At 70.0% G+C, this 26,010-nt stretch carries 31 protein-coding genes; 10 read left to right on the forward strand and 21 right to left on the reverse strand.

Going from position 1 to position 26,010, the window contains the following annotated elements; all coding sequences use genetic code 11:
* Window positions 1-3: 3 nt before the first annotated feature.
* The 12 genes from hypE to ACQPZX_RS06275 are packed head-to-tail and all read right to left on the reverse strand — an operon-like array spanning window position 4 to window position 11,339.
* A complete protein-coding gene (gene hypE / locus ACQPZX_RS06220) occupies window positions 4-1,047 on the reverse strand; it encodes a hydrogenase expression/formation protein HypE (protein WP_433375587.1) in 1,044 nt (347 codons plus the stop codon).
* On the reverse strand, window positions 1,044-2,147 hold the full coding sequence (gene hypD, locus ACQPZX_RS06225; protein WP_433375590.1) for a hydrogenase formation protein HypD: 1,104 nt from the start codon (window positions 2,145-2,147) through the stop codon (window positions 1,044-1,046). Before hypD ends, hypE begins: the two co-directional genes overlap by 4 nt.
* Window positions 2,131-2,385 (reverse strand): HypC/HybG/HupF family hydrogenase formation chaperone, encoded by a 255-nt coding sequence (locus ACQPZX_RS06230; protein ID WP_433375592.1) that lies wholly within the window; start codon window positions 2,383-2,385, stop codon window positions 2,131-2,133. Before ACQPZX_RS06230 ends, hypD begins: the two co-directional genes overlap by 17 nt.
* Before the next feature lie 22 nt (window positions 2,386-2,407).
* On the reverse strand, window positions 2,408-4,960 hold the full coding sequence (hypF, locus tag ACQPZX_RS06235; RefSeq protein WP_433375594.1) for a carbamoyltransferase HypF: 2,553 nt from the start codon (window positions 4,958-4,960) through the stop codon (window positions 2,408-2,410).
* A gap of 2 nt (window positions 4,961-4,962) precedes the next feature.
* Window positions 4,963-5,556: a hydrogenase maturation protease gene (locus ACQPZX_RS06240; protein ID WP_433375597.1), complete on the reverse strand. Its 594-nt coding sequence runs from the start codon at window positions 5,554-5,556 to the stop codon at window positions 4,963-4,965.
* On the reverse strand, window positions 5,553-5,675 hold the full coding sequence (locus ACQPZX_RS06245; protein WP_433301497.1) for a DUF6893 family small protein: 123 nt from the start codon (window positions 5,673-5,675) through the stop codon (window positions 5,553-5,555). The genes ACQPZX_RS06240 and ACQPZX_RS06245 overlap by 4 nt, the downstream gene beginning before the upstream one ends.
* A complete protein-coding gene (locus ACQPZX_RS06250) occupies window positions 5,675-6,919 on the reverse strand; it encodes a hypothetical protein (RefSeq protein ID WP_433375600.1) in 1,245 nt (414 codons plus the stop codon). Before ACQPZX_RS06250 ends, ACQPZX_RS06245 begins: the two co-directional genes overlap by 1 nt.
* Entirely contained in the window at window positions 6,916-7,569 is a 654-nt protein-coding gene (locus tag ACQPZX_RS06255; protein ID WP_433375603.1) for a DUF6084 family protein, read from the reverse strand. Before ACQPZX_RS06255 ends, ACQPZX_RS06250 begins: the two co-directional genes overlap by 4 nt.
* On the reverse strand, window positions 7,566-8,132 hold the full coding sequence (locus tag ACQPZX_RS06260) for a DUF5947 family protein (RefSeq protein ID WP_433375605.1): 567 nt from the start codon (window positions 8,130-8,132) through the stop codon (window positions 7,566-7,568). The genes ACQPZX_RS06255 and ACQPZX_RS06260 overlap by 4 nt, the downstream gene beginning before the upstream one ends.
* Complete coding sequence (locus ACQPZX_RS06265; RefSeq protein WP_433375608.1) at window positions 8,129-8,578, reverse strand: hypothetical protein; 450 nt, start codon at window positions 8,576-8,578, stop codon at window positions 8,129-8,131. The genes ACQPZX_RS06260 and ACQPZX_RS06265 overlap by 4 nt, the downstream gene beginning before the upstream one ends.
* Window positions 8,579-8,580: 2 nt before the next feature.
* Complete coding sequence (locus ACQPZX_RS06270; RefSeq protein ID WP_433375611.1) at window positions 8,581-10,332, reverse strand: nickel-dependent hydrogenase large subunit; 1,752 nt, start codon at window positions 10,330-10,332, stop codon at window positions 8,581-8,583.
* Window positions 10,329-11,339 (reverse strand): hydrogenase expression protein HypE, encoded by a 1,011-nt coding sequence (locus ACQPZX_RS06275; RefSeq protein WP_433375613.1) that lies wholly within the window; start codon window positions 11,337-11,339, stop codon window positions 10,329-10,331. The genes ACQPZX_RS06270 and ACQPZX_RS06275 overlap by 4 nt, the downstream gene beginning before the upstream one ends.
* A gap of 141 nt (window positions 11,340-11,480) precedes the next feature.
* Here ACQPZX_RS06275 and ACQPZX_RS06280 point away from each other — a divergent pair, with 141 nt between their 5' ends.
* Both ACQPZX_RS06280 and hypB read left to right on the forward strand, forming a co-directional pair.
* Window positions 11,481-11,810: a hydrogenase maturation nickel metallochaperone HypA gene (locus tag ACQPZX_RS06280; RefSeq protein ID WP_433375615.1), complete on the forward strand. Its 330-nt coding sequence runs from the start codon at window positions 11,481-11,483 to the stop codon at window positions 11,808-11,810.
* A 68-nt stretch (window positions 11,811-11,878) separates the two neighbouring features.
* Entirely contained in the window at window positions 11,879-12,487 is a 609-nt protein-coding gene (gene hypB / locus ACQPZX_RS06285; protein WP_433375618.1) for a hydrogenase nickel incorporation protein HypB, read from the forward strand.
* On the opposite strand, the gene ACQPZX_RS06290 is transcribed toward hypB, so the two are convergent.
* Together ACQPZX_RS06290 and ACQPZX_RS06295 are read right to left on the reverse strand one after the other, a co-directional pair.
* Window positions 12,480-12,950: a hypothetical protein gene (locus tag ACQPZX_RS06290; RefSeq protein ID WP_433375621.1), complete on the reverse strand. Its 471-nt coding sequence runs from the start codon at window positions 12,948-12,950 to the stop codon at window positions 12,480-12,482. The two genes, hypB and ACQPZX_RS06290, sit on opposite strands and share 8 nt — an antisense overlap.
* Before the next feature lie 303 nt (window positions 12,951-13,253).
* Window positions 13,254-14,225 (reverse strand): hydrogenase expression protein HypE, encoded by a 972-nt coding sequence (locus tag ACQPZX_RS06295; RefSeq protein WP_433375623.1) that lies wholly within the window; start codon window positions 14,223-14,225, stop codon window positions 13,254-13,256.
* Between the two features lie 85 nt (window positions 14,226-14,310).
* Here ACQPZX_RS06295 and ACQPZX_RS06300 point away from each other — a divergent pair, with 85 nt between their 5' ends.
* Together ACQPZX_RS06300 and ACQPZX_RS06305 are read left to right on the forward strand one after the other, a co-directional pair.
* Window positions 14,311-14,847: a helix-turn-helix domain-containing protein gene (locus ACQPZX_RS06300; protein ID WP_433375626.1), complete on the forward strand. Its 537-nt coding sequence runs from the start codon at window positions 14,311-14,313 to the stop codon at window positions 14,845-14,847.
* On the forward strand, window positions 14,847-15,944 hold the full coding sequence (locus tag ACQPZX_RS06305) for a type III PLP-dependent enzyme (RefSeq protein WP_433375628.1): 1,098 nt from the start codon (window positions 14,847-14,849) through the stop codon (window positions 15,942-15,944). The genes ACQPZX_RS06300 and ACQPZX_RS06305 overlap by 1 nt, the downstream gene beginning before the upstream one ends.
* 29 nt (window positions 15,945-15,973) lie before the next feature.
* Here the strand turns inward: ACQPZX_RS06305 and ACQPZX_RS06310 are convergent, their stop codons facing one another.
* The 3 genes from ACQPZX_RS06310 to ACQPZX_RS06320 all read right to left on the reverse strand — a co-directional run bounded on the left by ACQPZX_RS06310 (window position 15,974) and on the right by ACQPZX_RS06320 (window position 18,842).
* A complete protein-coding gene (locus ACQPZX_RS06310) occupies window positions 15,974-16,825 on the reverse strand; it encodes a helix-turn-helix domain-containing protein (RefSeq protein WP_433375631.1) in 852 nt (283 codons plus the stop codon).
* A gap of 91 nt (window positions 16,826-16,916) precedes the next feature.
* Entirely contained in the window at window positions 16,917-17,777 is an 861-nt protein-coding gene (locus ACQPZX_RS06315) for a helix-turn-helix domain-containing protein (RefSeq protein WP_433375634.1), read from the reverse strand.
* A 192-nt stretch (window positions 17,778-17,969) separates the two neighbouring features.
* Window positions 17,970-18,842: a helix-turn-helix domain-containing protein gene (locus ACQPZX_RS06320; RefSeq protein WP_433375637.1), complete on the reverse strand. Its 873-nt coding sequence runs from the start codon at window positions 18,840-18,842 to the stop codon at window positions 17,970-17,972.
* A gap of 219 nt (window positions 18,843-19,061) precedes the next feature.
* Here ACQPZX_RS06320 and ACQPZX_RS06325 point away from each other — a divergent pair, with 219 nt between their 5' ends.
* The 3 genes from ACQPZX_RS06325 to ACQPZX_RS06335 all read left to right on the forward strand — a co-directional run bounded on the left by ACQPZX_RS06325 (window position 19,062) and on the right by ACQPZX_RS06335 (window position 20,316).
* Window positions 19,062-19,265: a DUF397 domain-containing protein gene (locus tag ACQPZX_RS06325; protein ID WP_433375640.1), complete on the forward strand. Its 204-nt coding sequence runs from the start codon at window positions 19,062-19,064 to the stop codon at window positions 19,263-19,265.
* Window positions 19,266-19,272: 7 nt separating this feature from the next.
* Complete coding sequence (locus tag ACQPZX_RS06330; RefSeq protein ID WP_433375643.1) at window positions 19,273-19,482, forward strand: DUF397 domain-containing protein; 210 nt, start codon at window positions 19,273-19,275, stop codon at window positions 19,480-19,482.
* 381 nt (window positions 19,483-19,863) lie between these two features.
* On the forward strand, window positions 19,864-20,316 hold the full coding sequence (locus tag ACQPZX_RS06335) for a DUF6232 family protein (protein WP_433375646.1): 453 nt from the start codon (window positions 19,864-19,866) through the stop codon (window positions 20,314-20,316).
* Here the strand turns inward: ACQPZX_RS06335 and ACQPZX_RS06340 are convergent.
* Window positions 20,307-20,501, reverse strand: coding sequence for a DUF397 domain-containing protein (locus ACQPZX_RS06340; RefSeq protein WP_433375648.1), 195 nt, complete (start codon window positions 20,499-20,501; stop codon window positions 20,307-20,309). The two genes, ACQPZX_RS06335 and ACQPZX_RS06340, sit on opposite strands and share 10 nt — an antisense overlap.
* A gap of 9 nt (window positions 20,502-20,510) precedes the next feature.
* A complete protein-coding gene (locus tag ACQPZX_RS06345; RefSeq protein WP_433375651.1) occupies window positions 20,511-21,350 on the reverse strand; it encodes a helix-turn-helix domain-containing protein in 840 nt (279 codons plus the stop codon).
* On the opposite strand from ACQPZX_RS06345, the gene ACQPZX_RS06350 reads away from it, so the two are divergent.
* Window positions 21,337-21,753, forward strand: coding sequence for a hypothetical protein (locus ACQPZX_RS06350; RefSeq protein ID WP_433375654.1), 417 nt, complete (start codon window positions 21,337-21,339; stop codon window positions 21,751-21,753). The genes ACQPZX_RS06345 and ACQPZX_RS06350 overlap by 14 nt on opposite strands.
* Here the strand turns inward: ACQPZX_RS06350 and ACQPZX_RS06355 are convergent.
* Together ACQPZX_RS06355 and ACQPZX_RS06360 are read right to left on the reverse strand one after the other, a co-directional pair.
* Window positions 21,734-22,372 carry a DinB family protein gene (locus tag ACQPZX_RS06355; RefSeq protein ID WP_433375656.1) on the reverse strand — a complete coding sequence of 213 codons (639 nt, stop codon included), beginning with the start codon at window positions 22,370-22,372 and terminating at the stop codon, window positions 21,734-21,736. The two genes, ACQPZX_RS06350 and ACQPZX_RS06355, sit on opposite strands and share 20 nt — an antisense overlap.
* Window positions 22,373-22,680: 308 nt before the next feature.
* Window positions 22,681-23,625: a helix-turn-helix domain-containing protein gene (locus tag ACQPZX_RS06360; protein WP_433375659.1), complete on the reverse strand. Its 945-nt coding sequence runs from the start codon at window positions 23,623-23,625 to the stop codon at window positions 22,681-22,683.
* A 163-nt stretch (window positions 23,626-23,788) separates the two neighbouring features.
* Between ACQPZX_RS06360 and ACQPZX_RS06365 the strand changes: the two genes are divergently transcribed.
* Both ACQPZX_RS06365 and ACQPZX_RS06370 read left to right on the forward strand, forming a co-directional pair.
* Window positions 23,789-24,865 carry a DNA glycosylase AlkZ-like family protein gene (locus tag ACQPZX_RS06365; protein ID WP_433375662.1) on the forward strand — a complete coding sequence of 359 codons (1,077 nt, stop codon included), beginning with the start codon at window positions 23,789-23,791 and terminating at the stop codon, window positions 24,863-24,865.
* A 53-nt stretch (window positions 24,866-24,918) separates the two neighbouring features.
* Complete coding sequence (locus ACQPZX_RS06370; RefSeq protein WP_433375664.1) at window positions 24,919-25,962, forward strand: glycoside hydrolase family 43 protein; 1,044 nt, start codon at window positions 24,919-24,921, stop codon at window positions 25,960-25,962.
* The last annotated feature ends 48 nt before the right edge of the window (window positions 25,963-26,010 follow it).

Consider the following 26,010-nt stretch of genomic DNA (forward strand, 5'->3'; position numbering starts at 1 on the left):
TACTCAGCAGATCCGCGGCAGTTGCTCGCCGATCGGCATGGTGACCACCCGGGTCCCGCCGAGCGCGGTCCGCGCCACCACCATCCCCGGGTGCTCCTCCACGCACCGCCCGATCACCCGGGCGCCGGCGCCATACGGATGTGCCCGCATCGCTTCGAGCACCATTTCCGAGGAGGCAGCAGGCACGAAAGCCAGCAGCTTCCCCTCGTTGGCCACCTGCAGCGGATCGAGCCCGAGCAGGCTGCACGCATCCGCCACCGACGCCGGGATCGGCAGCGACGTCTCGTCCAGCGCCACCCCCACCTTGGCCGACCGGGCGATCTCGTTCAGCGACGCCGAGACCCCGCCCCGGGTCGGATCGCGCAGCACGTGCACGTCGGCCCCGGTCGCCAGCATCGCCGCCACCAGCCCGTGCAGCGGCGCCGTGTCGCTCGACACCGTCGTCTCGAACTCGAGCCCGGACCGCACGCTCATCACCGCGACCCCGTGCACGCCGATGTCGCCGCTGATGATCACCACATCGCCGGGCGCGGCGAGCGTCGGCCCGATCGTCACCCCGGCGTCCACCACCCCCACACCCGCGGTATTCAGGAAGACCCCGTCCCCGCTCCCGTTGTCCACCACCTTCGTGTCGCCCGTGACGACCTGCACCCCCGCCGCCGAGGCCGCCGCGCCCACCGCCGCCGCGATCTTGCCCACCGTCGCGAGCGGCGTCCCCTCCTGCAGGATGAAGGCGATCGACAGATAGAGCGGCGAGGCCCCCGACATGGCGAGATCGTTGATCGTCCCGTTCACGGCCAGGTCGCCGATCGAGCCGCCCGGGAAGAACATGGGCTTCACGACGTACGAGTCGGTGGACAGCGCTATCCGCCCGCCCAGCAACGGCACCACCGCACTGTCGGCAAGCGACACCGCCGACCCGTACGCCGGCAGGAAGAGATGTTCGACCAGCTCGCCCGACATCGCCCCGCCGCCGCCGTGCCCCATCACCACCTGCGGCGTGTCCCGTAGCGGTACCGGGCAGCTCCAGTTGTCGAAATCGATCATGAGATCTGCACCAGATCGAGTCGCCGATAGGCGTAATAGGCCGCGCACGCGCCCTCGGACGACACCATCGTCGCCCCGAGCGGGTTCCTCGGCGTGCACTGCTTTCCGAACGCCGAGCATTCGTGGGGCTTGATGAGCCCCTGAAGCACCTCGCCCGACCGGCACAGCGGCGACTCCGACGTCTTGATGCCGGTCACCGAGAAGCGCTGCTCGGCGTCGAACTCCTGGTAACGCGCGGAGAGCCGCCATCCGCTGCCCGGGATCATGCCGATCCCTCGCCACGTCCGGTCGGTCACCTCGAAGACGTCCTGCAGCATTTCCATCGCCGCCGGGTTTCCCTCGTCCCGCACCGCCCGCGGATACGCGTTCTCCACCTCGTGCCGCCCGGCCTCCAATTGCACGACCGTGCGCCGGATCCCTTCGAGGATGTCGAGCGGCTCGAAGCCGGTCACCACGATCGGCACGCCGTAGCGCTCGGCCAGCGGCGGGTACTCCCGCGTGCCCATCACGCTGCACACGTGCCCGGCCGCGAGGAACGCCTGCACCCGGCAGGTCGGCGACTCCATGATGGCCGCGATCGCCGGCGGCACCAGCACGTGCGAGACGAGCAGCGAGAAGTTCGTGACACCGAGCCGGCGCGCCTGATAGACCGTCATCGCATTGGCCGGCGCCGTGGTCTCGAACCCGATGCCGAAGAACACCACCTGCCGGTCCGGATTCTCGCGGGCGATCTTCAGCGCGTCGAGCGGCGAATACACCACCCGCACGTCCCCGCCCGCGCTTTTCACGCCGAACAGATCCTGGCCGCTGCCGGGCACGCGCAGCATGTCGCCGAACGAGCAGAAAATGACGCCCGGCCGCGCCGCGATGGCGAGCGCCTTGTCGATGACCTCCAGCGGCGTCACGCACACCGGGCATCCCGGACCGTGAATCATCTCGACCCCGGCCGGCAGCAACTGGTCGATTCCGTGCCGGATGATGGAATGCGTCTGCCCGCCGCAGACCTCCATCATCGCCCACGGGCGGGTCGTCGCCGCGTGAATCTCCTCGACCAGCTTCTTGGCCAGTGCGGGGTTGCCGAACTCATCGAGGTATTTCACCGAACTCCTCCTCGAGGATGCCCATCTTCTCGAAATTGACCAGCGTCTGCCGCGCGGACTCCTCGTCGAGCAGCTGAATGGCGAAGCCGACATGCACCACCACGTACTCGCCGACCACCGCGTCCGGCACGTATTGCAGGCAGACGCTTTTGCGCACGCCCCCGAAATCGACCTCGGCCATCGGCACGCCGTCGGCCTCGGCGATGCTCAGAATGCGTCCGGGAACCGCCAGGCACATAAGACCTCCTAACAGAGCTGACTCAACCGGAGCCAACTACCAGTTGCCCCAGCGCGATGCCGCCGTCGTTCGGCGGCAGCAGCCGCGGCCGCAGCGTCGTGAAACCACGTTCCCCCAGTTCGAGCAGGGTGGCCTCGACGAGCAGCGCGTTCTGGAAAACTCCGCCGCCAAGCACCACCACATCGATGCCGAACCGTTCCCGTCCGCGTTCGGCCATTTCCCCGATCAGCGCCGCCACCGCCGCGTGGAACCGGGCCGCCACCACTGGTGCCGCCACGCCATTCACAACGTCGAACGCGATCTGGCGAATCACCGGACCGGCGTCGGCGACATCCGGGCCGTCTTGACTCACGCACCATTCGAACGCGTACGGGGTACCGCGCTCCGCCGAAAGCGAACGCGCGTTTCCTTCGAGGAGGATCGCCGCCTCCGCCTCGTATTCGACGGTGTGCCGGATACCGGCCAGCGACGACACCGCATCGAACAGCCGGCCCATGCTCGACGTCGGCACGCAGTCCGCGCCGCTGCCGAACTGCCGGGCGAGCAGGTCGCGCTCGGCCGGGGGGCAGGCCCGCACCGCGGGCAGATCCGGGTGCCAGTGCACGCCGGCCGCGTGCAGGTGGGCGAGGGCCATCCGGTACGGGCGCAGCACGCTCGCGTCCCCGCCCGCGAGCGGCACGTACCCGAGCCGGGCCGCGCGCCGATAGTCCTTGTAGTCGGCGATCAGCATCTCGCCGCCCCACACCGCCCCGTCCGGGCCGTACCCGGTGCCGTCGAACGCGATGCCGATGACCTGCTCGTCCGGTCCCAGCCCGTGTTCCGCCATCACCGAGGCGACGTGCGCGTGATGGTGCTGCACCCGCCGCACCGGCCGCCCGTCCGCGTGCCGCTTGGCCCAGTCGCTCGACCGGTATCCCGGATGCAGATCGGCCACCACGGTCTCCGGCCGCACGCCGGTGAGCTCCTCGAGATGGCGCTCGGTCCGGGTGAGCGCCTCGATCGTGGACAGGTCGTCCATGTCGCCGATGTGCTGGCTGAGCCACGCGTAGCGGCCGTTTGCCACCGCGCACGTGTTCTTGAGATCCGCGCCGGTGGCCAGGATCGGCCCCACCTCGAACGGCAACGCGAGCGGCAGCGGCGCGTACCCGCGGGACCGCCGGATCGGCAGCTCGGCGCCGGCGACGTGCCGGCTCACCGAGTCGTCGCAGGGCACCCGGATCTCCCGGTCGTGCCGCAACCACGCGTCGGCCAGCGACCCGAGCCGGTCCAGTGCCGCGTCGTCGTCGGTGACGATCGGCTCGCCCGAGAGGTTGCCCGAGGTCATCACCAGCACATCCGGGCCGGGCGGGTCCCCGGGCAGCCCGAACAGCAGCACGTGCAGCGGCGTGTAGGGCAGCATGATCCCGAGATCCGGGTTGTCCGGCGCGACCTCCTCCGCGACTTCGGCATCAGGCCGCCGGGGCACCAGCACGATGGGCCGCCGGATGTCGTCGAGCAGTTCCTCGTCGCCGTCGGTGAGCACGGCGAGTTTCCGGGCGGTGTCGAGGTCGGCCACCATCACCGCGAACGGCTTGCCCCCGCGCTGCTTGCGCCGCCGCAGCTCGGCAACGGCCGCCGCGTTCCGCGCGTCGCAGGCGAGGTGGTAGCCGCCGAGCCCTTTGATCGCGACGATCCGCCCCTCCGCGAGCAGCCGCCGGCATGCAGCAAGAGGATCATCGCCGGGGGAGAGGGCGACCGGGGCCGCGCCGGGGGAGGCGGTGGTCGGCGGGGCGGCCGGGTCGACCAGCTCCAGGGTGGGCCCGCACGACGGGCAAGCGATCGGCTGGGCGTGGAAGCGCCGATCGGCCGGATCCGAGTACTCCGCCTCGCAGGCCGCACACATCGGGAATCCGGCCATGGTGGTCTGCGCGCGGTCGTACGGGAGGGATTTGATGATGGTGAATCGGGGACCGCAGTTGGTGCAGGTGATGAAGGGGTGCCGGTAGCGGCGATCGCCGGGGTCGCGCAGCTCGCGCTGGCAGTCGGCGCAGATCGCCACGTCCGGCGAGGCCAGCGTGCGGGTCGCGCCGGCCTGCGACGACGAGATCGTGAAGCCGGTGCCACCTTCGAGCGGCAGGTCCTCCGACCCCACGCCGATCACCATGGCCAGCGGCGGCGCGTCGGATCGCAGGCGCCGGCCGTACGCGTGGACGGCGTCGGCCTCACCCTCGACCTCGACCACCACGCCGTCGGCGGTGTTGGCGACCGAGCCGGAGAGGGCGAGAGCCGACGCCATCGCGTACGCGAAAGGCCGGAAACCCACGCCCTGCACCAGCCCCGACACCGTGTATCGGCGGCGCAGGCGCCGGGCCTGGCCGACCAGCTCGAGCCCGCTCATCGCCCGGGCGGCCTCCCGCGCGTCGATGAGCTCGACGGCGAAGCCGAGGTGGATCAGCACCCAGGCGCCCGGGTCCGGCGGCGAGTCGAGCATGCCGATGTTGACGCGCCGCTTGGCCCCCTCGACGTCGACGAGTGCGAGCTGCCCCGCGTAGCCCTCCACGATCTCGACGACCTGACCCGGAATGCCCAGGCACATGGTCAGCCTCCTCCCCAGACGTCAGGGGTCTCGGCCTTGAGGGGGCGGACCGCGCCCTTGGGCTCGGCGCGCACCTCCCGCATGATCTGGGCGACCGGTGAGTAGACGCCGGACTTCGCGGGATCGCTGTCGTCCGGCTCGGCCAGCATGCGGTCGATGAGCGCGTGCACGGCCTCCATCGCCCCCGGGATCGCCTTCTCCACCCGCGGGGTGAGGCTGATGTCCTCGAACGCCGTGTCGATCCGACAGCCGACCAGGTAAGTCGGAGGCAGCGCCTCGCCGAGCTTCCGCACGGCGCCGAGCACCCGGCCGGGGCTCATCATGTGCGCGTCGAAGCCGGTGGGCTCGACGTCGTCCGGCCCGATCTCGAACACGACCAGCTCGCCCGGCGTCTCCTCGCCCGGCAGCGCGTCGATCAGGATGAGCCGGTCGACGCCGAGCAGGTCGAAGGCGAGGAACATGCCGCGGATGCCGTAGTCGACGATGCGCACCTGAGGCGGCGGCGGGCCCTCGGCGAGCAGCCGCCGCACGACCTCGGGGCCGAAGCCGTCATCGCCGAAGAAGATGTTGCCGATACCGGCGACCAGAATGTTCACATCGACCTGATCTTGAGGTAGCGCTGGATGTCGGGCAGCGACGCGACCACGAGGGTCGCCGCATAGGCGGCCGCCGCGGCGGCCGCGATGGTGGTCAGGGCGCCTATGAGTTTCAGCATCAGTTCCCCTCGGGAATGGGTTCGAGCTCGTCGGGGGCGAAATAGAGGTACCGGCCGTACCAGTCGTGCAGGTCGGCCGCCGGGTCGTCGACCAGAACCAGGGCCACGTGCGTGCCACCGTCCACATCGGAGACGACGGCGGTCACCCGGGCCTGCTGGCCGGCGAAGAAGAGGTCTTGCGCGTCCGCCCGCCGCGACGGGTGCACGCGCACGAGGCTGCCCTTGCCGACGCGGACGCCGGCGATCAGCACCGAGTCGGGGCCGGGCTCGTCGGTCGCGGGGTCCCACCAGGGTGTGTCGTCGAGCCGGGTGCCGTGCAGGCTCTGCAGGCCGGCCGGGCTGAGCGAGTCGCAGCGGTCCACGATCGTACGGGCGCGCGGGTCGGTCGCGCGGGCCTCGGCCTTCTCGTCGTCGGTCATCGTCATGACCCGCAAGGTGAGGATCTCGTCGATCTCGGTGGCGTCGAAGAGGGCGCCCGGGCTCTGCGGCGCGACGGCCGGGTGGTCGTACAGGATGATCGGCGCGCCGAGCAGCAGCCTGTCCGAGCCGGCCAGCACCGGCCAGCAGCGTTCCTGACGGCAGCGCGCGACGGCGTCGGCGGCCGCGGGCGGCGGGTCCTGCATCGAGACGAAGGTGGCGTCGCGCGCCTCGATCAGGAGGTGGGCGCCGAGCAGCGAGTGGCGGATCGCCTCGTCCTTGTCCGTGGCAGGGGAGGGGTGTTCGTTCGTGACCGCCACGCTGAGACGGAGAAAGTCGCCGTCGGGCTCGGCGTGCGCCCGAAGACGCGCGGTGAGGGGCCACCGCCGGCGCACGACCCGCCCGGCCGTGCCGAGCGACTCCTCTTCGACGCCGCCCTCGACCAAAACCGGAAAGTCGGATTTGCTACCGAGAGGGACGTCGAAGGTGAGCTCCTGCTCGACTGCCTCGTCCCAGGTGAGCACGGTCTCGTCGCCGACTTGCAGTGAGGGCACGGGCTGCCCGGCGGCGTCCAGCACCTGCCGAGTCTGCAACTGAAGGAAGCGCAGATGGATGGTCACCGCCGGGGCACCGTCGGCCGGGCGTACGAGAAAAGACAGCCCCATCGCCGGCGGCTCCGCGAAGGCCGGCGAGGCCGCCGCCGGCGGGCCGAGCACGCCGAACTGCCAGCGTGACCGATTTTTGGCCGCGCTCGCCCGGTAGGGATAGAGCAGGTATCCCTCGTAGAGCACGGCGTCGGCGACCGCCCGGGCCGCCTCGACGGTCACCGCCGCTCCGGAGAATCGGGCGACGAGGAAGCGTCGAGCAGGCGCCGCATCGTCTCGTCCCAGCTGATCAGGTCGTGGCGGGCGCGGAACGCGGCGAGCTCCTTGAGCATGTCGGCGCTGACCAGCACGTACCCGCTGTTCGGGAAGAAGGCGTCGATCATGTTGCGCCAGACCGCGACCGGGAGCGCCCAGCGCGCCTCGCACGCCCACGGGACCTGCTCGACCTCGAAGCCGGTCGTGCCCTTCGTGAAGATCGTGCCGGAGAACAGCAGGTTGAGAGGCACGTCGCCGGCGTCGAGCGCGTGCAGGTAGCGGGTGCCGATCACCTCGAGGTCGTAGGTGCACGGCAGCGCCAGGTCGGTCTCGATGTCGCCGGTGAAGCCCTGCACTGTCGCGTTCGCCTGCATCCACTGGAACGGCTTGAGGGTGTCGGCCCAGCGCTCCCGCTCGCCGAACAGCCCGCGCAGCGCGTCCTGCTCGGCGGGGTCGTAGCGGCGGCGCTGCGGCTCGATGCGCACCTGGCAGCGCAGCGCGATCGCGTGCACCCGGCGGCCGGTCGACTCCGCGATGCGCAGACGGCAGGTGAGCTGCGGGGACGCCGCGTACGGCTCGGCCGCCACGTCCAGCACGGTGAAGGTGTAGGCGCTCATGACGCCCGTGCCCGTACGCGTTCGAAGAGCTCGTCGACCGCGGCATGCGCCTCCTGGCCGCCGTCGAATCCTCGCCACAGCGTCCGCAGCCGCCCGACCAGCTCGTAGCAGACGTCGATCGGCACCAGGTAGCCGTCGCTGCCGCGCCGGAGCAGCAGCGCCTCGACGTCCGGCCGCAAGTCCGCGACCACCGGCATGTCCAACTCGGACTCGGTGGCGCCGGCCGGACCGGGGTAGAGGGCGACCATCCGCCCCAGCGCCGAGTTGTGGAACAGGAACGCCAGCCCGACCGGGATCTGCAGCTCGTCCCAGGCCCGCTCGTCCAGGAAAGCGCCCACCGGCGCGTAGCGGTCGGGGACCGCCCGGTAGCGCAGGTGCGCGGCGTCGTCGGTGAACAGCAGATAGCACGGCCGGCACGCGCAGAGCAGCTGCCGCGACTGCAGGTCGACGACGTGCCCGTGCGCGGGGCCGATCGTGACGGAGCACATCTCGCAGCGCTCCGGCCGATCGGCGGCCGGGCGGTTGCGGACGACCCGCCGCAGCGTAGCCAGGGAGTCCGTCATGTCGCCGGCCGCGTGAACAGGGACGACACCGGAATCAGCGGCTTGAGGGTCTCCACCACCACCCGGTCGACCTCGGGCGCCACCGACGAGATCAGCTGCTCGATGTCGTGCGGCCGGTGCTGCGCCCGCAAGCGGCACACGCCGTCGTCGGTGACCTCGATCAGCGAGACCCCGGTGCCGCGCAGCGCGAGGTTGATCCGGGTCGCCGCGTCGTGCGGGTGCAGCCCGTGCACCAGCAGCAGGCCGGCGACCAGGTCGTCGGCCGCCAGCGCATCGAGCGCCCCGTCGGTCAGCGCGCCGTGCTCGTGCAGCAGCTCGAGCACGCGTTCCAGCCCGGCGCCGTACAGGTCGGCGACCGTGCGCACCAGTTCCTCGCCGCCCTCGCCCACCCCGGCGAGGAGCATGTCGATCCGAGCGGCGGACTCCCGCCAATCCGTCGCGGCCACGCCTACGAAGCTCCGGCGGACTGGGTCGGGCTGTGCAGCAACTCCAGCTTCTTGCCGCCGCCCAGGTACATGTGCACGCCGCACGGCAGACAGGGGTCGAAGCTGCGCACCGTACGCATGATGTCGATGCCTTTGAAGTGCTCCCGGTCGTTCTCCTCGAAGATCGGCTGGCCCTGGACGGCGTCCTCATACGGTCCCGGCGTGCCGTAGCTGTCGCGCGGGTTCGCGTTCCACGGCGTCGGCGGATACGGGTGGTAATTGGCGATCTTGCCGTCGCGGATGACCATGTGGTGTGACAGCACGCCCCGCACGGCCTCGGTGAACCCGCAGCCGATGCCCTCGTCGGGGACCTCGAACGGCTCCCAGGTCTTGGTGCGCCCGGCCCGGATCTCGGCGAGCGCCTTCTCGGCGAAATGAAGAGCACATCCCGCCGCGTACGCCTGGAAGTAGGTCCTCGCGCGGTTCCGCTCGATCGTGTTGCTCCACTGCGGGATCTTCCACTCGAACTCGACCGGGCCCTTCAAAGCGGTCTTCGGCAAGTTGATCTTTACAGAGGAGCCGGTGGACTGGACGTACCCGATGTCCACCAGGCCGGCCAGCGCGGTCGCCCACAGCCGGGCGAGCGGGCCGCCGCCGGTGTCCAGCGCCAGGTAGTTCTGACCGTCGTACCAGCGCGGCGACATCACCCAGCTGTACTTGCCGTCGAGGTCGCGCTTCTGCGGGCGCGGGTTGGTGTGCTGGTTCCACGGGTGGCGCCGGTCGACCGGGTTGCCCAGCGGGTCGCGCGTCACGAACATCTCCTGGTCGGTCCAGTCCTCGTAGTAGGAGGAGCCGAGCAGGATGCGGATGCCCAGGTTGATCTCGACGAGGTCGGTGGTGATCAGGTTGCCGTCGACGACGATGCCCGGGGTCACGTACATCTTGCGACCCCAGTCGGTCATGTCCGCGTACTTGAAGTTGCACGACTCCGGGTCCTGGAAGGAGCCCCAGCAGCCGAGCAGGATGCGGCGGTTGCCGACCTGCTCGTACCCGGGCAGCGCCTCGTAGAAGAAGTCGAACAGGTCGTCGTGCATCGGGACGACCTTCTTCATGAACTCCACGTACCGCATCAGCCGGGTCAGGTAGTCGGTCATCAGCTGGACCGTGGCGACCGTGCCGACCCCGCCCGGGTAGAGCGTCGACGGGTGGACATGCCGGCCCTCCATCAGGCAGAACATCTCCCGCGTCATGCGGCTGACCTGCAGCGCCTCGCGGTAGAACTCGCCGGTGAACGGGTTCAGCGAGCGCATGATGTCGCCGACGGTGCGGTAGCCGTGCATGCCGGCGTGCGGCGCCTCGGTGCGGTTGGCCAGCTCCAGCACGCCCGGGTTGGTCTCGGCGACCATCTTCTCGCAGTAGTCCACCCCGACCAGGTTCTCCTGGAAGATGTTGTGGTCGAACATGTACTCGGCCGCCTCGCCGAGGTTCACGATCCACTCACCCAGGTGCGGGGGCTTCACGCCGTACGCCATGTTCTGCGCGTAACAGGAGCAGGTGGCGTGGTTGTCGCCGCAGATGCCGCAGATGCGGCTCGTGATGAAGTGGGCGTCCCGCGGGTCCTTGCCCTTCATGAAGATGGAGTAACCGCGGAAGATCGAGCTGGTGCTCTTGCACTCGGCCACGACCTTGTTGGCGAAGTCGATCTTCGTGTAGATACCCAAGCTGCCGACGATCCGCGTGATCGGGTCCCATGACATCTCCACTAAATCGGTCATGTCCGGACCTTTCCGCGCCGCCACTTGGGCTCCTGGTCGAGGGTGTGCGTGGTGATGGCTCGCAGGCGCTTGATCGTGGTGCCGTACCAGCCGACGGCGGTGGTGGAGAACCGGCCGCCGGGCGGCTCGTCCATGAACGGCATGAACTTGTCGGGGAAGCCGGGCATCGTGCAGCCGATGCAGATGCCGCCCACGTTGGGGCAGCCGCCGACGCCGTTGAGCCAGCCGCGCTTGGGCACGTTGCACTTCACGACCGGGCCCCAGCAGCCCATCTTGACGATGCACTTGGGGGAGCCGTACTCGGTGGCGAAGTCGGCCTGCTCGTAGTAGCCGGCGCGGTCGCAGCCCTCGTGCACGGTGGCGCCGAACAGCCAGGACGGGCGCAGCGCGTCGTCCAGCGGGATCATCGGGGCCTGGCCGGTGGCCTGATACAGCAGGTAGGTGATCGTCTCGGCGAGGTTGTCCGGCTGGATCGGGCAGCCCGGCACGCAGACGATCGGGATGCCCGCCTTGGACTTCCACTCCCAGCCGAGGTAATCGGGGACGCCCATGGCGCCGGTCGGGTTGCCGGCCATGGCGTGGATCCCGCCGTACGTCGCGCAGGTGCCCACCGCCACCACGGCCGTCGCCTTGGGCACCAACCGGTCCAGCCACTCACTCGTAGTCATCGGCTGGTCGGTCTCCGGATTGTTGCCGAACCCGCACCAGTACCCGTCCTCGTGCAGCGACTCGTCCGGAATCGATCCCTCGACGACCAGCACGAACGGCTCGAGCTCGCCGCGGTCCGCCTTGAAGAACCACTCCAGGAAGTCGTCGGCGCCGCCCCGCGGTCCGCACTCGAAGTCGATCAGCGGCCAGTGCACCGCGATGCGCGGGAGGCCGGGCAGCGCGCCGAGCGCGATCTCCTCGACGCTGGGCTGGGTGGCGGCGGTCAGCGCCACCGAGTCTCCGTCGCAGCTCAGGCCCGCATTGATCCACAGGACATGGATGAGGGGATCGTCTGGCATGGAAGACCCATCTCTCCGGGGTCGTCCCTGACCCCTGCGGCAGTGGGGTCGACGCTCGGCCCGTACGTGTGAGGCAGGTAACACAGTAGTCCTGCGGTGTGTGACAATGTCAATCCGTTCAGTACATCGAGGTCCCCTGCCATGCACGAGCTCGCGATCGCGGAAAACATCGTGGACCTTGTATGCGAACGTGCCGACGGACGTCCTGTGCGACGCGTGACCGTCCGCATTGGAAAGCTGACCGCCGTGGTGCCCCAGGCGATGCTCTTCTGCTTCGATCTGGCCACCGAGGGGACGATCGCGGAGGGCGCTCGACTCGAGATCGAGGAGCGCGCGGGGGCGGCGCGATGCCGTTCCTGCGGGGCCGACGTGGAGCTGACCGATCCGATCCTGCTGTGCCCCTGCGGCAGCGCCGATCTGGCCGTCACGGCCGGGCGCGAGTTGCAGGTCGTCTCGATGGAGGTGGGCTGAGAAGGATGTGCGCGACCTGTGGATGCGGCCACACGCACTCGCACGACGAGATCACGCTCGAGGAGAAGGTGCTGGCCAAGAACGATCGGCTGGCCGACGAGAACCGGGCACTCCTGGCGTCCCGCGGGATTACGGCCATCAACCTGATGAGCTCGCCCGGGTCAGGAAAGACCACCCTGCTCGAGCGAACCATCAGCGAGATCAGGCACCGGCCGGTCGCGGTGGTGGAGGGCGATCAGGAGACGCGGATCGACGCCGAGCGCATCCGCCGCACCGGCTGCCCGGTGGTGCAGGTCAACACGGGCGCCGGCTGCCACCTCGACGCGGCCATGTTGCGCGACGCCATCGACCGCTTGGCGCCGGAGCGCGGCGCTCTGCTCTTCGTGGAGAACGTGGGGAACCTGGTCTGTCCGGCGTTGTTCGACTTGGGGGAGCGGGGAAGGGTCGTCGTCATCTCGGTGACCGAGGGGACCGACAAGCCCCTTAAGTATCCATACATGTTCGCTGCTGCCGATCTGGTTGTGGTGAACAAAGTGGATCTCCTGCCGTACGTGGATTTCGACCTCGACGCCTGCCGCTCGCATGTCGCCTCGGTGAATCCGAAGGCCGAGGTCCTGGCGCTGTCCGCGACCAAGGGGGAGAACCTCGACGCCTGGTACGAATGGCTCGCTAACTGAGGCTGGGCGCGGGGTTCCGCCCCCACACCTGCCGGAGCTCGGCCCCCGCGAGCGTGCGCAGCACCCGCAGCACCCGGTCGGCCCGGAGGTAACTGGCGATCTCGGCGGTCACGTCGTGCATCGCGGAGACCGGCGTGACCACCACCGGCACGGTGCCGGTGTCGAGCAACTGCTCCACGGTGGCCGCGTCCCGGAGCAGGTCGCCGTGCCGGTGCCGTACCCGCATGGCGACGACCTCGTGCCGGGGGAGCCGGCACCGCAGGTCGGCGACCATCGCGTGCTGTGCCGACCGGGCGTTGGACCCGAAGACGACGAGCAGGGCCTCGTCGGTGGCGATCTCGGCGAGGCGGGACAGCACCATCTCGGGGTGCCAGGCGGCGTCGCCCTCGCGGATCGCGGCGACGGTCACCGTGGCCCGGGTCTGCGCCTCCCACCAGCCGGCCTCGGGCTCGCGGAAGACCATGGGGACGTGCGACCGGGCAGAGGAGCCGCGGGTGCATTCCACCGGTATCGCCGTCAGCGCGCGCCGCGCTGTCCATCGTTGCCAGAGCAAGGCTGTCCCACCTCTTAGGTCGTCGTCACGCCGGGTAGCCGGGGGTGTCCGGCTGGTCACCAGGCTGCCCGACGGCTCGCGGACGGCACCAGCCCCAGTGATGTCCACCCAGATGTGGTTCGGATCCCCTACTGTCCGATCCCGTGTTTTCCCTGGTCAGAGCGGAGGCCGGACACAAGTGTCCGGCCTCCTAGTCACTTGCCATCCCCCGAGTCAGTGGGTCGCCACCCGCAACGTGAAGCCCCGCAGCGTACGGATGAGAGGGGCGTATCCGGCCGTTGTCTCGGGTTCGGGCGTGGCCGACTCCATGAACGGCATGAACTTGTCGGGGAAGCCGGGCATCGTGCACGCGATGCAGATGCCGCCCACGTTCGGGCAGCCGCCGACGCCGTTGATCCAGCCGCGCTTGGCCACGTTGCAGCGCACCACCTGGCCCCAGCAGCCCACCTTCACCAGGCAGTTCGTCGAGCCGTATCCGGTCGCGAAGTCGCTCTGGTCGTAGTAGGACGCCCGGTCGCAGCCGGAGTGCACGGTCGACTCGAACAGCCAGCGCGGCCGCAGCGACTCGTCCAGCGACATCTCCCCGCCCTGGCCGGAGACCTGGTAGAGCAGATGCAGGATGGTCTCGGCGAGATTGTCGGGATGTGTCGGGCAGCCGGGCACGCAGACGATCGGCAGCCCGGCCTTCGACGTCCAGTCCCAGCCCAGGAAGTCGGGCACACCGCGGGCGCCGGTCGGGTTGCCGGCCATGGCGTGCACGCCGCCGTACGCCGCGCAGGTGCCGACCGCCATCACGGCCGTGGCCTTGGACGCCAGCCGGGTCAGCCACTCGGCGGCCGGGATCGGCTGCCCGGTCTCGGGATCGGTTCCGAACCCGCTCCAGTAGCCCTCGGCCTTGTTCCCCTCGTCGGGCACCGAGCCCTCGACGATGAGGATGAACGGGTCGAGCTCACCCCGGTCGGCCCGGTGCCACCACTCGATGAAGCTGCCGGGGCCGCCGTCGGGCCCGCTGTCGAAGTCGAAGTACGGCCAGTGCAGGGCGATCGGCGGCACCCCGGGCAGGGCGCCGGCGACGATCTCCTCGATGCTGGGCTGGGTCGCGGCGGTCAGCGCCACCGACTCGCCGTCGCAGCTCAGGCCGCCGTTCATCCAGAGGATGTGCAGCACGGACTCATCCCCGTCCATCCGGGGGATGCTATGCGCGTCGGCGCGAACACGAAAGACTCCCATCACTCGATCGGGTACCTCCGGTCACCGTAAGCTCGCGAGAGTGGAGAACATCGAGATCCTCCCGATCGAGGTGGTCGCGCAGGCGTTTCCCGCGCGACCGGCCGCGCTGCCCGATGTGCGCGACTTCGTCCGCCGCCAGCTGACCGGCAGCCCCGTTTCCGACGACGACATCCGGATCCTCTGCGAGCGGGTCGCCGAGGTCCTGCTCGACGCCGCCGGCGAGGCCGGCACGATCCAGGTCTCGCTGCGCATCTTCCCCGACGGCGCCGAGGTGGACGTGCTGTTCGCGCCCGACACCGCGCCGATCCGGGTCCCGGCGGTCGCCGCGCCCGCCGCCGCTCAGGTGCCGGCGCCGCGCGCACCGATCGCCCCGCTCTCGCCGGTTCCGGTCGAGCGCACCACGTTCGCGCTCTGGCTGGCCGGCCGCCTGCGCGAGGAGGGACTCACCATGGAGGCCGCCGCCCGCAAGCTCGACGTCTCCACCAAGACGATCAGCCGATGGGTGGCCGGCAGCACCGAACCCCGGTTACGCGATCTCTACCGGATCCGGGAAACCTTCGGCGAGCCCTTCCACTGATGGACACCCCGTTTCTGCTGATCGACATCCCGGTCGCGGTCGCGCAGTACCACCGGATCGCGGCCGCCTTCCCGGGCACGCCGGTCTACTACGCGGTCAAGGCCAATCCCGAGCCGATGCTGGTCCGCGAGCTGGTGGCGGCCGGCTGCCACTTCGATGTGGCCAGCCGCAACGAGGTCGACCTCTGCCTGTCCGCGGGCGCGCCCGCGTCCACCCTGTCGTTCGGCAACACCATCAAAAAATCCGAGGACATCGCGTACGCGTACGCGAAGGGTGTCCGGATTTTCGCCTTCGACAGCCTCGGCGAGGTGGAGAAGCTGGCCGAGCACGCGCCCGGAGCGACCGTGATCTGCCGGGTGCTGGCCTCCAGCCAGGGCGCGCGATGGCCGCTGAGCCGCAAGTTCGGGTGCGCGCCGGAGATGGCGATCGACCTGATCCGGTGGGCGGCGCGGCACGGGCTCGACCCGGCGGGCGTCTGCTTCCACGTCGGATCGCAGCAGCTCGACCCGGGCCGCTGGGAGCCGAGCATCGCCGAGGCCGCGCTGCTGTACGCGAAGCTGCGCTCGGAGGGGATCGTGTTGCGGCTGCTCGACTGCGGCGGCGGCTTTCCGGTCGACTACCTGGCGCCCTGCCCGCCGATCACCGCCTACGCTTCCGCGATCGCGGAATCCGTCAACCGACACTTCGGAAATATCCGTCCAGATCTGATGATCGAGCCGGGACGCTACATCGCGGCCCCATGCGGCGTGCTGCACACCGAGGTAGTGCTCGTCTCCCGCAAGTCCTATGCGGATGAGCCGCGCTGGGTCTATCTCGACGTCGGGCGCTTCGGCGGGCTCGCCGAGACCGAGGACGAGGCCATTCAATACCGGATGACCACGCCGTACGACGGAACGCGCACCGGCCCGGTCATCCTGGCCGGCCCGACCTGCGACAGCGTCGACGTCCTCTACCAGAACACGACCTACGACCTGCCGCTGGCGCTGCGCCCCGGCGACAAGCTGCGGATCCACGGCACGGGCGCCTATACGGCCACCTACGCCTCGGTCGGCTTCAACGGTTTCCCGCCGCTGCGCACCATCGTCCGAGGCGCCTAGACCTCGCTGCGCACGATCGTCCGAGGCGCCTAGACCTCGTTGCGCACCCGGCGGATCTCCTTGATCGCGGCGTCGCGGGTGAGTCCGGAATCGATCAGGGTATCGGCGGCGTCGTGGTAGCCCGCGATCACGTCCTTGTCGCGGACCAGCAGGTTGCGCACGGGGGACTCGACGAAGACCACGTCGGGGTCCTCCACGCCGGGGAAGCCGAGCAGCTCGAAGCCGCCGCCCGGGCCGGGGATCAGGCCGTGCCGCAGCGGCACAACGACGATCCGCATCAGGCCCTCGCCGATGGCCTCGACCAGCCGGTCGAGCTGGGCGCGCATCACCTGACCGCCGCCGACCCGCCGCGCCAGCACCGCGCCGTCGAGCACCGCCTGGATCTCGGGGGCGCGGGCGGCGACCTCGGCCTGGCGGCGCTGGAGAAGATCGAGCGCGCCCTGCACGCCGGGGTCGTCGGCCTTCTTGCCGGCCGCGGCGGTGAGCGCCATCCGCGCGTACGCCTCGGTCTGCAGCAGGTCGGGGATGTGCAGCGCCTGATAGGTCGTGATGCGCGAGGCGGTGCTCTCGTACGCCACGAAGTCGCGAACCTCGGGCTCCAGCTGGAACCCGCTCCACCACTGCCGGCGCCGCGCCGTGATCGCGAGGTCGGTGAGCTTGGCGACCTCGCCCGGGTCGTGCAGGCCGTAGATCTGCAGCAGCGCCTGCGCGTCCAGCGGCTGGACCGTGACGGCGCCGGTCTCGATCCTGTTCAACTTGGACAGTGACCAGTGCGTGCGCGAGGTGACCGCCTCGGGGCTGAGCCCACTCGTCCGCCGCAGCTCGACGAGCCGCGCGCGCAGCCGCTCGCGGGCGACGGCCTGGCCGACCTGCTCCGGCATGGCCACCTCCGACAGGGAACAGCGCGACGCTTCCGGTTCGATCCACGTTACCCCGCGGTCCATCCCCCGGCCCCGCGCTGCGCTGTTAACTTCAGATCTCGGCGTGGATCTCCCGCACCAGCGCGACGGCGTCGTCGCCGGCGAGGCCCGTGGACCGCAGTTTCGTCACGATCTGCCGATAGGTGCCGACCGCGGCGCCACGCAGGATCTGGTCGTCGGTGGCCGACTCGATGAAGACCGTCGACAGGCCGGGGTCGCTCTCGTGCTCGAGCAACTCGAACACCCCGCCGAGCCCGGGGTGGCCGCCGAGCGCGGTCGGCAGGACCACCAGCGTCACGTGCGGCAGGCCGGCCTGCTCGGCGAGATGGCCGAGCTGCTCCCGCATGACGTCGTCACCGCCGATGCGGCGGCGGAGCACGACCTCGTCCACGATGGCGACGAACTCCACCCGCTCGCCGGACGCGACCCGGTCGGCGACCCGGCCCTGCCGCTCGAGGCGCACGTCGGCGCGCGCGACGATGGCCGGGTCGTCCTCGGCCACGCCCAGGATCGTCGCGGCCGCGGCCACCGCGTACCGGCGGGTCTGCAGCAGGCCCGGTACCACCAGCGGCTGGTAGATGCAGATCCGGCCGGCCTCCGCCTCGTACGCCACGAAGTCCTGATAGGCCTCCGACATGCCGTGCCGTGCCCACCAGAAGCGCGACCGGGCGATGTGGTCGAGCAGGAAGAGATTTTCGGCCGCCAGGCCCTCGACGCCGTAGAGGCCCAGAAGGTCTTCCAGCTTGCGCGGTGAGGGCAGGCTCCGGCCCGACTCCATCTCCTCGATGGCCGATTCCGGCCAGTGGAGCCGCTCCGCCACCTCGGCGGGTGAGAGGCCCTGGGACGCGCGCAGCTCGCGCAGGCGTGCGCTGAGCCGATCGCGGGCGATCGCCGGTCCGATGGTCTCTGGCATGACGAGCCTCTCTTGGGTGGGAGGTCCGACTTCGGCGTCGTCCTGAGGTGGGTAGGAGGGGTCTCCTCTCGGTGGAGAGCGCGGTGGAGAGTGACGTCAACGATACCGACAACGTTTCGATCGTGGAGAGACGAGCGGCTGTCCTGGTCGGAAATGGACCATGACGGGTTTCGGGATCCGTGAATTCGGCTCTTACGGCCGTAAGGCCTTTATCGCTCCGGCCAGGGCCTTGTCGAGGCTCTCGCCGTCGGGATCGGTGGCGAGCAGCTCGCTCATGATCTCACGGAACGGCGTCGTGTCGGCGGCGTCGGTCAGCAGGAAGCCGGTGGCCGGCGTCTCGATGAAGACCACGTCGAGGTCTTCGTCCTCCGAGAAGGTGAGCATCTCGAAGGTGCCGCCGAGTCCGGGGTGGACGCCGAGCCGGAACGGCAGCACGACGACCTCGACCTCGGGGCGAGCCGTCAGCTCGACCAGGTGATCGATCTGAGCGGCCATCACCTCGTCGCCGCCGACCGGGCGCAGCAGGACCGCCTCGTCGAGGGCCAGGCTGATCCGCGGCGGGAAGTCGCCGTCGAGGCGGTCGCGCAGGGTCTCCTGCCGCTTCAGGCGCACGTCGACGATCTTGCGGACATCGGGGTCGTCGATCGGCTTGCGCAGGATCGACGACGTCATCGCGAGCGCGTACTCCGGCGTCTGCAACAGCCAGGGGAGCAGCGACGCGTGGTAGCCGTAGATGTGGGAGGCGTCGTTCTCGAACGCGATGAAGTTGATGAAGTCCTCGTCGAGGTACTCGTGCTCGTCGCGCCACCACATGCGCCGTCGCGAGACCAGCGACAGGTCGACCAGCTTGCGGACCTCGGCCTGGTCGGCCACGCCGTAGTGGTGTGCCAGCGCCTCCACCTCGACCGGCTGGATCGTCACCTTGTTGTTCTCGATGCGGTTCAGCTTCGAGAGCGACCAGTGCATCGCCTTGGCCACCGCCGCGGCCGGCTTCTCGCCGCGCAGCAGGCGCAGGTGGGTGGAGAGGCGAACACGCGCGATGGCCGGACCGATGGGCTCCGACATGCGGGTTCCTCCTTTCGGCCCTCGCGGCTCGACGATCGTGCCTAACGTTAGCTTAGGTGACCTGCAAAGTGCAGTTAGGAAATTGCCGCAGGCGCTCGGTTCCGCTAGGCTCCGGAAGGTTCCTGGGCTGAGTTCGTCCGAAATCGGGCGAAAAAGGCATATACTTCTCCCGGCCGTGCAACGTGGCCTCCGGCCGGTCTAGATAGGTGGTGACGGACCGTGGACGGTCGTGAGAGCGCTCCGGCCTGGCGGAAGAGCACGCGCAGCAGCAGCGGCGCCTGTGTCGAGGTGGCCCCTCGACGCGAGACCATCCTGGTCCGCGACTCCAAGGACCCCGAGGGCGCGATCCTCAGCTTCGACCGGTCCGTGTTCGCCGCCTTCATCGACGGCGTGACGCGGGGCGAGTTCGACCTGCGCCCCTGAGCGCGCGATGACCTCCGCAACGGATCTCTCCGGCGCGGTCTGGCGACGCAGCAGGCAGGCCGAGGGCGACGACGACTTCGTCGAGGTCGCCGACAACCTGCCCGGCATCGTCGCCGTCCGCGACTCCCGCAACCCTGACGGCCCCGCCCTGGTCTTCAACCTGCGCGAGTGGGCGGCCTTCGTCGGCGGCGCCAAGGACGGCGAGTTCGACCTGTAGCGCAGCCGCCCACGGTTGCCGTCTGCTCGATCTTGATGAATTGCCGCTCGGAGCGAGCGCGAACTCATCGTTGATGGGTTGCCGCCGGGCGGAGTTGGGTGGGCAGCTCAGCCCGGCAGCCCCGGCAATGGCTTGCGTTGCAGCTGGCCCGGGCTCGTAGGCGGGGACCGCGCTGCTGCGTCTTGGGCGGTCGTCGCCGCGTACGGGATAAGGGTTTTGCTGGTTTGTGGCGGATAGTCACGATCGGCGGAGACTCAGCACACGGCTATCTGCACTTTGCAGATGGGATTTCGCACATCGTGATTCGCGGACAGCCTCTCGCTACCTGCAAGTAGCGTTCGCCCCTTCTAATGGAGGCACGGGGTAACGAAGGGGTCACAGATGTCCACAAGCAGCGCAAGCCGCAGCAAGCCGCTGTGGCGTGTCCTCTACGAGGGCGCGGAGATCACGGTTACGACCTGGCATGTCGAAGTGGATGGGCTCCGGATCGCGATACCGGAGCTGCGCGGGATGACCCGCTGCCTCACCTACCGGTACCCGATGGTGAAGGTCGCCGCCGTCACCGCCGGCCTGGAGCTGGCGATCGCGGCGCCGTTCGCGGTCGCCTACGGCTCCGCGCTGATGGTGTGCGCGGGGCTGGTCTCGGCCTGCGGCGTGGCGTTCGGCGTCATCGGGGACGCCCAGCGCAACCCGCGCTACCAGGAGATCCACGCCGTCATCCGGGGCCAGCGGGTCGTCCTCTACGGCACCCGCGACCACCAGCAGTTCGGCTTCGTCTGGCGCGCGCTCATCCGCGCGGTCGAGGCCAACCGCGACCTGTATCCCTACGACTGACTGTCGAACTCGTCGCCCTTCACGCCGGTCGTGAACGCCGCCCACTCGGCCAGCGTGAAGGAAAGGACCGGGCCCGACCTGTTCTTGCTGTCGCGCACCTGGACGGTGTCTCCCCACCGCCGCGCCTCGACGCACTGGCCGTTGCTGCCGCTGCGCGTGCTCTTACGCCAACCCTGATCGAGCATGCTGAACTCCTAAGACTGCTCCGCATCGCGGATCCGCCTGATGATCGCGGCCGACTCGGACGGCGACAACGCTGACGATCGAAGGTCGTTGAAGACGGTCGTGCAGCGCTCGACGTCCGTTCCCTCAGCGTAAAGGTCCCCGGTAAGACCTTCGATGTAAACCACTCCTGCGTGGTCGGGAAAGTTGAGGATCGCGAAGGAGGAGAGCATCGACGCGTACGCGCCCTCGCGGAACGGAATCACCTGAAGCGTCACGTTCCACTGGTCGGCCGCGTCGAGCAGCCCGGTGAGCTGATCGTGCATCACATCGGGGCCGCCGATCTGCCGATGCAGCACCGCCTCGTCCATCACCGCGACGAGGTTGAGCCGGCCCTGCCGGAAGAGCTTCTGCCGCTCCATCCGCACCGTCACCCGCTGCTCGATCCACTCGGGCGTGGGCTTGAACGCGTCGGAGCAGGTCACCGCCCTCGCGTACGCCTCGGTCTGCAGCAGGCCGGGCACCACGATGGTCTCGAAGTTCTGCATCTGGTCGGCCGCCGACTCGAGGCCGATGTACTGCCGGTACGCCTGCGGCAGGTCGCCGAACTTCGCCCACCAGCCGCGCTGCTTGCCCTCGCGGGCCATGGACAGCAGCGTCTCGCGCAGCTCGGCGTCGGTCACGCCGTACTCGTTGAGCAGCGCGGTGAGCGCCGGGCCCTTGATGCCCACCCGCCCCGACTCGATGCGCCGCAGGGTGCTGGCGGACACCTCGATGACGTCGGCGGCCCGCTCGGTCGGCACCTTGGCCTCGTCGCGCAGCCGGCGCAGCTGGGCGCCGAGCTGGAACCTCACGAACGTGGGACTGTCCACCGCCGCATTGTGCCCGATCGATGCCGAAGGTTCACCCGTTGTGGTGACGGCATGCACGTCCGTAATTGACCAGCCAAAAATGCGCGCGCAAACTGGCGCCACGGGGGTGGCGGCGGACCCGGCAGCCGCCGCCGCCCCAGCCGAGAAAGATCGACGCCTGCCTTCGCTCCCCGCCAGGGAGATCATGGCCATGCCCGATCATGAGCCCGAGCGCCCGTCGTGGCGCTGCCACTGTTGTGCCGCCCCTTGGCCGTGCGACCCGGCACGGCACCAACTGTCGGCGCGGATGGACCGCGTCGCGCTCGTCGTGCACATGTGGGAGCGGCTCGAACACGCCGCCCGCGACCTCCCGATAGGGCCGCCGACCGAGCTGTTCGAACGGTTCATCCGCTGGACCCACTGACCCGCGGGCGGCCGTCCCATTTCCAGGACTCGGGGGCGGGCCGGCCGGGCAGGCCGGCGCGGCCGGTGCACCAGAGCAGGGTCGGCCACGGCTCGAAGCCGCCCGGGGCCGACGGGAACAGCCGGTCGAGCGCGCCGGCAACAAGGTCGTCCGGCGGCGCCCAGGGCAGGCCCAGCCCGCCGGCCACGTCGTGGGTGTGCACGAGCACCTCGACCACGCCCATGGCCGCGAAGCCGCCCGGGTCGGACGCGCCGTAGTTGTGGAACGACATCGTGCCGGCCGGCACGGCCTGGACCATCGCGGCGAGCAGGGCCCCGCACGTCTCGAAGACCTCGAGCAAGCCGGCCTGCCCGCCCTGCTCGTGGTCGCCGTAGATGGTCAGGTACGGGCCGCCGGGACGGTTCTGCCGCCAGCCGAACGGCACGTACGTCGTGACGCTGGGCTTCGCGGGACCGAGCTGAGCGGCGTAGCCGAAGAGGGCGTCGCTCACGTGCTCGAGGGTCTCCCAGCAGGTCCACTCGAGCCCGGCGGCGGGAACCGTTCGCCAGTCGCGCTCGGTGGCGACGGACAGGGTTTCCCGGGCGAGCGAAACCGCCCGGCGGACCTCGTCGGCATTCATTCAATACACCCTATGTGGTGTCCACATCGTGCCATGGCGCTTGTGCGGCACGGGTTTGCCCTTTTGGGAAAGCAGCACGCGTACTGAAAATTTGTACCGCTGCCCCACCGCGAATGGAGACCCATCATGCCCGGCGTGACTGTGCCGGTCGTGGCGGGGCCGCCGAGGACCCCGGCCGCACCCGCCCGCGCCACCACCCCAGCAGCGCCGGCGACAACGCTTCGCACCGACGACGTCATCCCGCACGCCCCCGCGGGCGACGCCGGGTGTGTGGCGCCGGTGCGGCCGGGCCCCGACAAGGAGCCTTTCTACAGCCACCCTCGCTTGGCCGCCTGGAACGCCAGACCGGCCCGGCTGTCGACGCCGGCCACCGCCATCAGCCGGTCGAGACGGCGCTGCACGGTCCGCTTGCTCACGCCCAGGTGGGTGGCGATCGACTTGTCCGGCATGCCCGCCACGACCAGCGAGAGCAGCAGCCGGTCGGGCTCCTCGGACGCCTCGCCGAGCACCGGCGTCGCCCGCTCCCAGTAGCTCTCGAACAACGCCATCATCGCGCCCAGCAGCTCGCCGGAGCGGATCACGGCGGCGGTCGGCTCGGCCACGCCCCACTCGGCGTCGGGCACGAGCGGGCAGATCGCCAGCGCCCGGTCGGCGATCGCGAGGCGTACCGGCAGGGCCGGCAACGCCCGCGCCTGCTCGCCCATCCCCACGGCCTCGATGATGCTGGCCAGCTCGCCCGGCTTTTCCAGCAGCGCCCGCTCGTAGATCGCCCGGTAGCTCACGCCGCGTTTCAGCGCGCCGGTCTCCTCGGCGTTGTCCGGGCCCTGCATGGCTAGCGGGTTGGCCCGGCAGAACCAGAGGATCTCGTCGTGCGCCGCGTCCTGCATCTCGCGCAGCCTGTCCCGCAGCGTCTCGGCGCCCACCACGATCTCGACGAGGTGGCCGGCGCTGCGCCGCCGGGTGTTGCTGCGGTACTCCTCGCTGAGCGCGGCCACCAGCTGGCGGGCCGACTCGAGGGACTCCTGCTCGCGCAGCAGCACCTCGCCGAGGGCGACGTCGGGTGGCAGCGCGTGGAACATCGGCCCGGCGGTGACCAGGCCCCTGCGCTGCAGTCGCTCCAGCAGCGCGGCCGCCTCGCCCGGCCCCAACCCGGCCTGCTCGGCGAACTCGTCCGCGCCGGCTCCCGCCATCCGCACGAGCAGCCGGTAGGCGTGCTCCTCGGAGGCGGGCAGCAGATCAAGCCGCTCAACCACGCGCCCACTGTACGAACCGGTCCAAGTCCCGGCTATGAGACCAATGCCACCGGTTCGCCGTGCAACCCCGGGAAAGAAAGCGGGCCGCGCCGGACACGCGGCCCCCGGATCGCGCTCTCGGCCTGGCCCTTCCCGCGATCTCCGGGAGCTAGTGTCGGTTCCCATGCACAAGCTCTCCCGGGCGGAGGCGCGGCGCATCGCGATCCGGGCCCAGCTGCTCGACGCGGCGCGTCCCGACAACCTGTTCGACCTGGTCCACGGCCTGACCCTGCTGCAGCACGACCAGACCGCGGCGGTCGCGCCCAGCGCCCACCTGGTCGCCTGGAGCCGGCTCGGCTCGGGCTACTCTCCCGCCGACCTCAGCAAGGCGCTCGAGGACCGCACGCTGATCGAGCTGCGCGGCATGATCCGCCCGGCCGAGGACATCGCCCTCTACCAGGCCGAGATGCGGGCGTGGCCGGGCCCCGGCAAGCTCAACGGCTGGCAGGAGAATCTCCGGGATTGGGTACGCGCCAACGACGCGTGCCGCCGCGACGTGCTGGCGCGGCTCGACGCCGAGGGACCGTTGACCACCCGGGAGCTGCCCGACACCTGCGTGCGCCCGTGGCGGTCGAGCGGCTGGAACAACAACCGCAACCTCGATCGCCTGCTCGACCTGATGGTGCAGCGCGGCGAGATCGCCCTCGCCGCCCGGCGCCGCGGCGACCGGCTCTGGGATCTGGCCGAACGCGTCTACCCGGCCGTCCCGGAGGTGCCGCTCGGGGAGGCGCTGCGCCGCCGCGACGAGCGCGAGCTGAACGCGATGGGTCTGGTGCGCGGCCGGTCCACGCAGATCGAGCCGTTCGTCGGCGAAGAGGCAACCGTCGAGGGCGTACGGGGGAAGTGGCGGGTCGATCCGGCCCAGCTGGACCAGCCGTTCGAGGGGCGGGTGGCGCTGCTGTCCCCGCTGGACCGGCTCGTCTACGACCGGAAGCGGATGACCGACCTGTTCGGGTTCGACTACCAGCTGGAGATGTACAAGCCGGTCGCGCAGCGGAAATGGGGCTACTGGGCGCTGCCGATCGTGGTGGACGACCAGCTGGTGGGCAAGGTCGACGCGACCGCCGACCGCAAGGAGCGCGTGCTGCGCGTCGACGCGATCCACGAGGACGTCGCCTTCGACGAGGGCGCGGTGGCGGCCGAGATCGCCGAGCTCGCGGACTGGCTCGGGCTGACGCCGGTCGGTTCGATCGCCGCCTGACTCTGCCCCTTGGGACATTGACGGTTATCTTTCTTCAGAGAAACCCTCGACGGATGAGACGGTTTCTCCTCGCACTCCTGCTGGCGCTGACCGGCACGGTCGCCGTCGCCGGCCACGCCGACGCGGCCCAGACGAGCCTGCGCGCCGCCGATCCCAGCGTCCTGCGGATCGGGAGCACCTACATCTCCGCGCAGTCGACCGGCGGCGGCATCTCCGTACGCAAGGCGGCTTCCACCGGCGCCCTGGCGAGCGCCACCGCCCGGCAGGTCTGGGCCGACAGCCGCGGCCGCGGCGAGGTCTGGGCGCCCGAGATCGTGTACGACTCGGGCCGCTACTACATCTACTTCTCGGCCGGCGCCGGCAACGCCCACCGGATGTTCGTGATCAGCTCGGCGACGGCGGACAGCGGCTACACCGCCGAGACGCAGCTGGCCCTCCCGGACAACAAGTGGGCCATCGACGGAACCATGTTCACCTTCAACGGGCAGCGCTGGTTCGTGTGGTCGGGCTGGGCCGGCGACACCAACGTCGAGCAGAACCTCTACCTCGCCCGGATGAGCTCGCCGACCACGCCGACCGGCGCGCGCTACGTCATCAGCCAGCCGCGCGAGGGCTGGGAACGGGTGGTCGGCAACCCGTTCATCAACGAGGCGCCGGCGCCGATCAAGGACCCCAACGGCCAGCTGCACATCGTGTACTCGGCGAACGGCTCGTGGAGCGACCAGTACTGCCTGGGCGAGGTGCGGCTGCGGGCCGGCGGCGACCCCACCTACGTCTGGGACTGGTACAAGTCGAACGGCTGCCTGTTCGGCTCGAACCGGGCCACGATGATGGCCGGCTGGGATCCGACGCTGTACGTGAACGGGCCCGGCAGCCACAGCTTCGTGCTGCTCAACGGCGACATCGCGACGTCGCCGCCGGCCGGTCCGCGGTTCCCGCTGATGTTCCACGCGGTGCCGAAGGGCACGCCCTACTCGTGGTCCAACCGCTACTGGTACACGGGCACGTTCTGCTGGTGGGGCAACGTGACTTACAGCCGGGCGAACGTGCCGGGCGCCAACACGAACACCGGTTTCGGCCTGAAGTTTTTTGAGTAACATTCACACACATCGATTGATTGGGTGACGTGGGAACGCCCCTTCGAA

This window comes from Actinoplanes sp. CA-142083 (genome assembly GCF_050942195.1).
GTDB lineage: Bacteria > Actinomycetota > Actinomycetes > Mycobacteriales > Micromonosporaceae > Actinoplanes.

Bases quoted from the DNA above. Each gene is read 5' to 3' on its own strand.
- ACQPZX_RS06335 (WP_433375646.1), top strand. From the start codon at position 19,864: ATGTCCACAAGCAGCGCAAGCCGCAGCAAGCCGCTGTGGCGTGTCCTC.
- ACQPZX_RS06275 (WP_433375613.1), bottom strand. From the start codon at position 11,339: ATGCCAGACGATCCCCTCATCCATGTCCTGTGGATCAATGCGGGCCTG.
- ACQPZX_RS06305 (WP_433375628.1), top strand. From the start codon at position 14,847: ATGGACACCCCGTTTCTGCTGATCGACATCCCGGTCGCGGTCGCGCAG.
- ACQPZX_RS06260 (WP_433375605.1), bottom strand. From the start codon at position 8,132: ATGACGGACTCCCTGGCTACGCTGCGGCGGGTCGTCCGCAACCGCCCG.
- ACQPZX_RS06365 (WP_433375662.1), top strand. From the start codon at position 23,789: ATGCACAAGCTCTCCCGGGCGGAGGCGCGGCGCATCGCGATCCGGGCC.
- ACQPZX_RS06355 (WP_433375656.1), bottom strand. From the start codon at position 22,372: ATGAATGCCGACGAGGTCCGCCGGGCGGTTTCGCTCGCCCGGGAAACC.
- ACQPZX_RS06280 (WP_433375615.1), top strand. From the start codon at position 11,481: ATGCACGAGCTCGCGATCGCGGAAAACATCGTGGACCTTGTATGCGAA.
- ACQPZX_RS06290 (WP_433375621.1), bottom strand. From the start codon at position 12,950: ATGGTCTTCCGCGAGCCCGAGGCCGGCTGGTGGGAGGCGCAGACCCGG.
- ACQPZX_RS06270 (WP_433375611.1), bottom strand. From the start codon at position 10,332: ATGACCGATTTAGTGGAGATGTCATGGGACCCGATCACGCGGATCGTC.
- ACQPZX_RS06320 (WP_433375637.1), bottom strand. From the start codon at position 18,842: ATGTCGGAGCCCATCGGTCCGGCCATCGCGCGTGTTCGCCTCTCCACC.
- ACQPZX_RS06310 (WP_433375631.1), bottom strand. From the start codon at position 16,825: ATGCCGGAGCAGGTCGGCCAGGCCGTCGCCCGCGAGCGGCTGCGCGCG.
- ACQPZX_RS06245 (WP_433301497.1), bottom strand. From the start codon at position 5,675: ATGCTGAAACTCATAGGCGCCCTGACCACCATCGCGGCCGCCGCGGCG.
- ACQPZX_RS06230 (WP_433375592.1), bottom strand. From the start codon at position 2,385: ATGTGCCTGGCGGTTCCCGGACGCATTCTGAGCATCGCCGAGGCCGAC.
- hypF (WP_433375594.1), bottom strand. From the start codon at position 4,960: ATGTGCCTGGGCATTCCGGGTCAGGTCGTCGAGATCGTGGAGGGCTAC.
- ACQPZX_RS06330 (WP_433375643.1), top strand. From the start codon at position 19,273: ATGACCTCCGCAACGGATCTCTCCGGCGCGGTCTGGCGACGCAGCAGG.
- ACQPZX_RS06315 (WP_433375634.1), bottom strand. From the start codon at position 17,777: ATGCCAGAGACCATCGGACCGGCGATCGCCCGCGATCGGCTCAGCGCA.
- ACQPZX_RS06295 (WP_433375623.1), bottom strand. From the start codon at position 14,225: ATGGACGGGGATGAGTCCGTGCTGCACATCCTCTGGATGAACGGCGGC.
- ACQPZX_RS06340 (WP_433375648.1), bottom strand. From the start codon at position 20,501: ATGCTCGATCAGGGTTGGCGTAAGAGCACGCGCAGCGGCAGCAACGGC.
- ACQPZX_RS06255 (WP_433375603.1), bottom strand. From the start codon at position 7,569: ATGAGCGCCTACACCTTCACCGTGCTGGACGTGGCGGCCGAGCCGTAC.
- ACQPZX_RS06370 (WP_433375664.1), top strand. From the start codon at position 24,919: ATGAGACGGTTTCTCCTCGCACTCCTGCTGGCGCTGACCGGCACGGTC.
- hypE (WP_433375587.1), bottom strand. From the start codon at position 1,047: ATGATCGATTTCGACAACTGGAGCTGCCCGGTACCGCTACGGGACACG.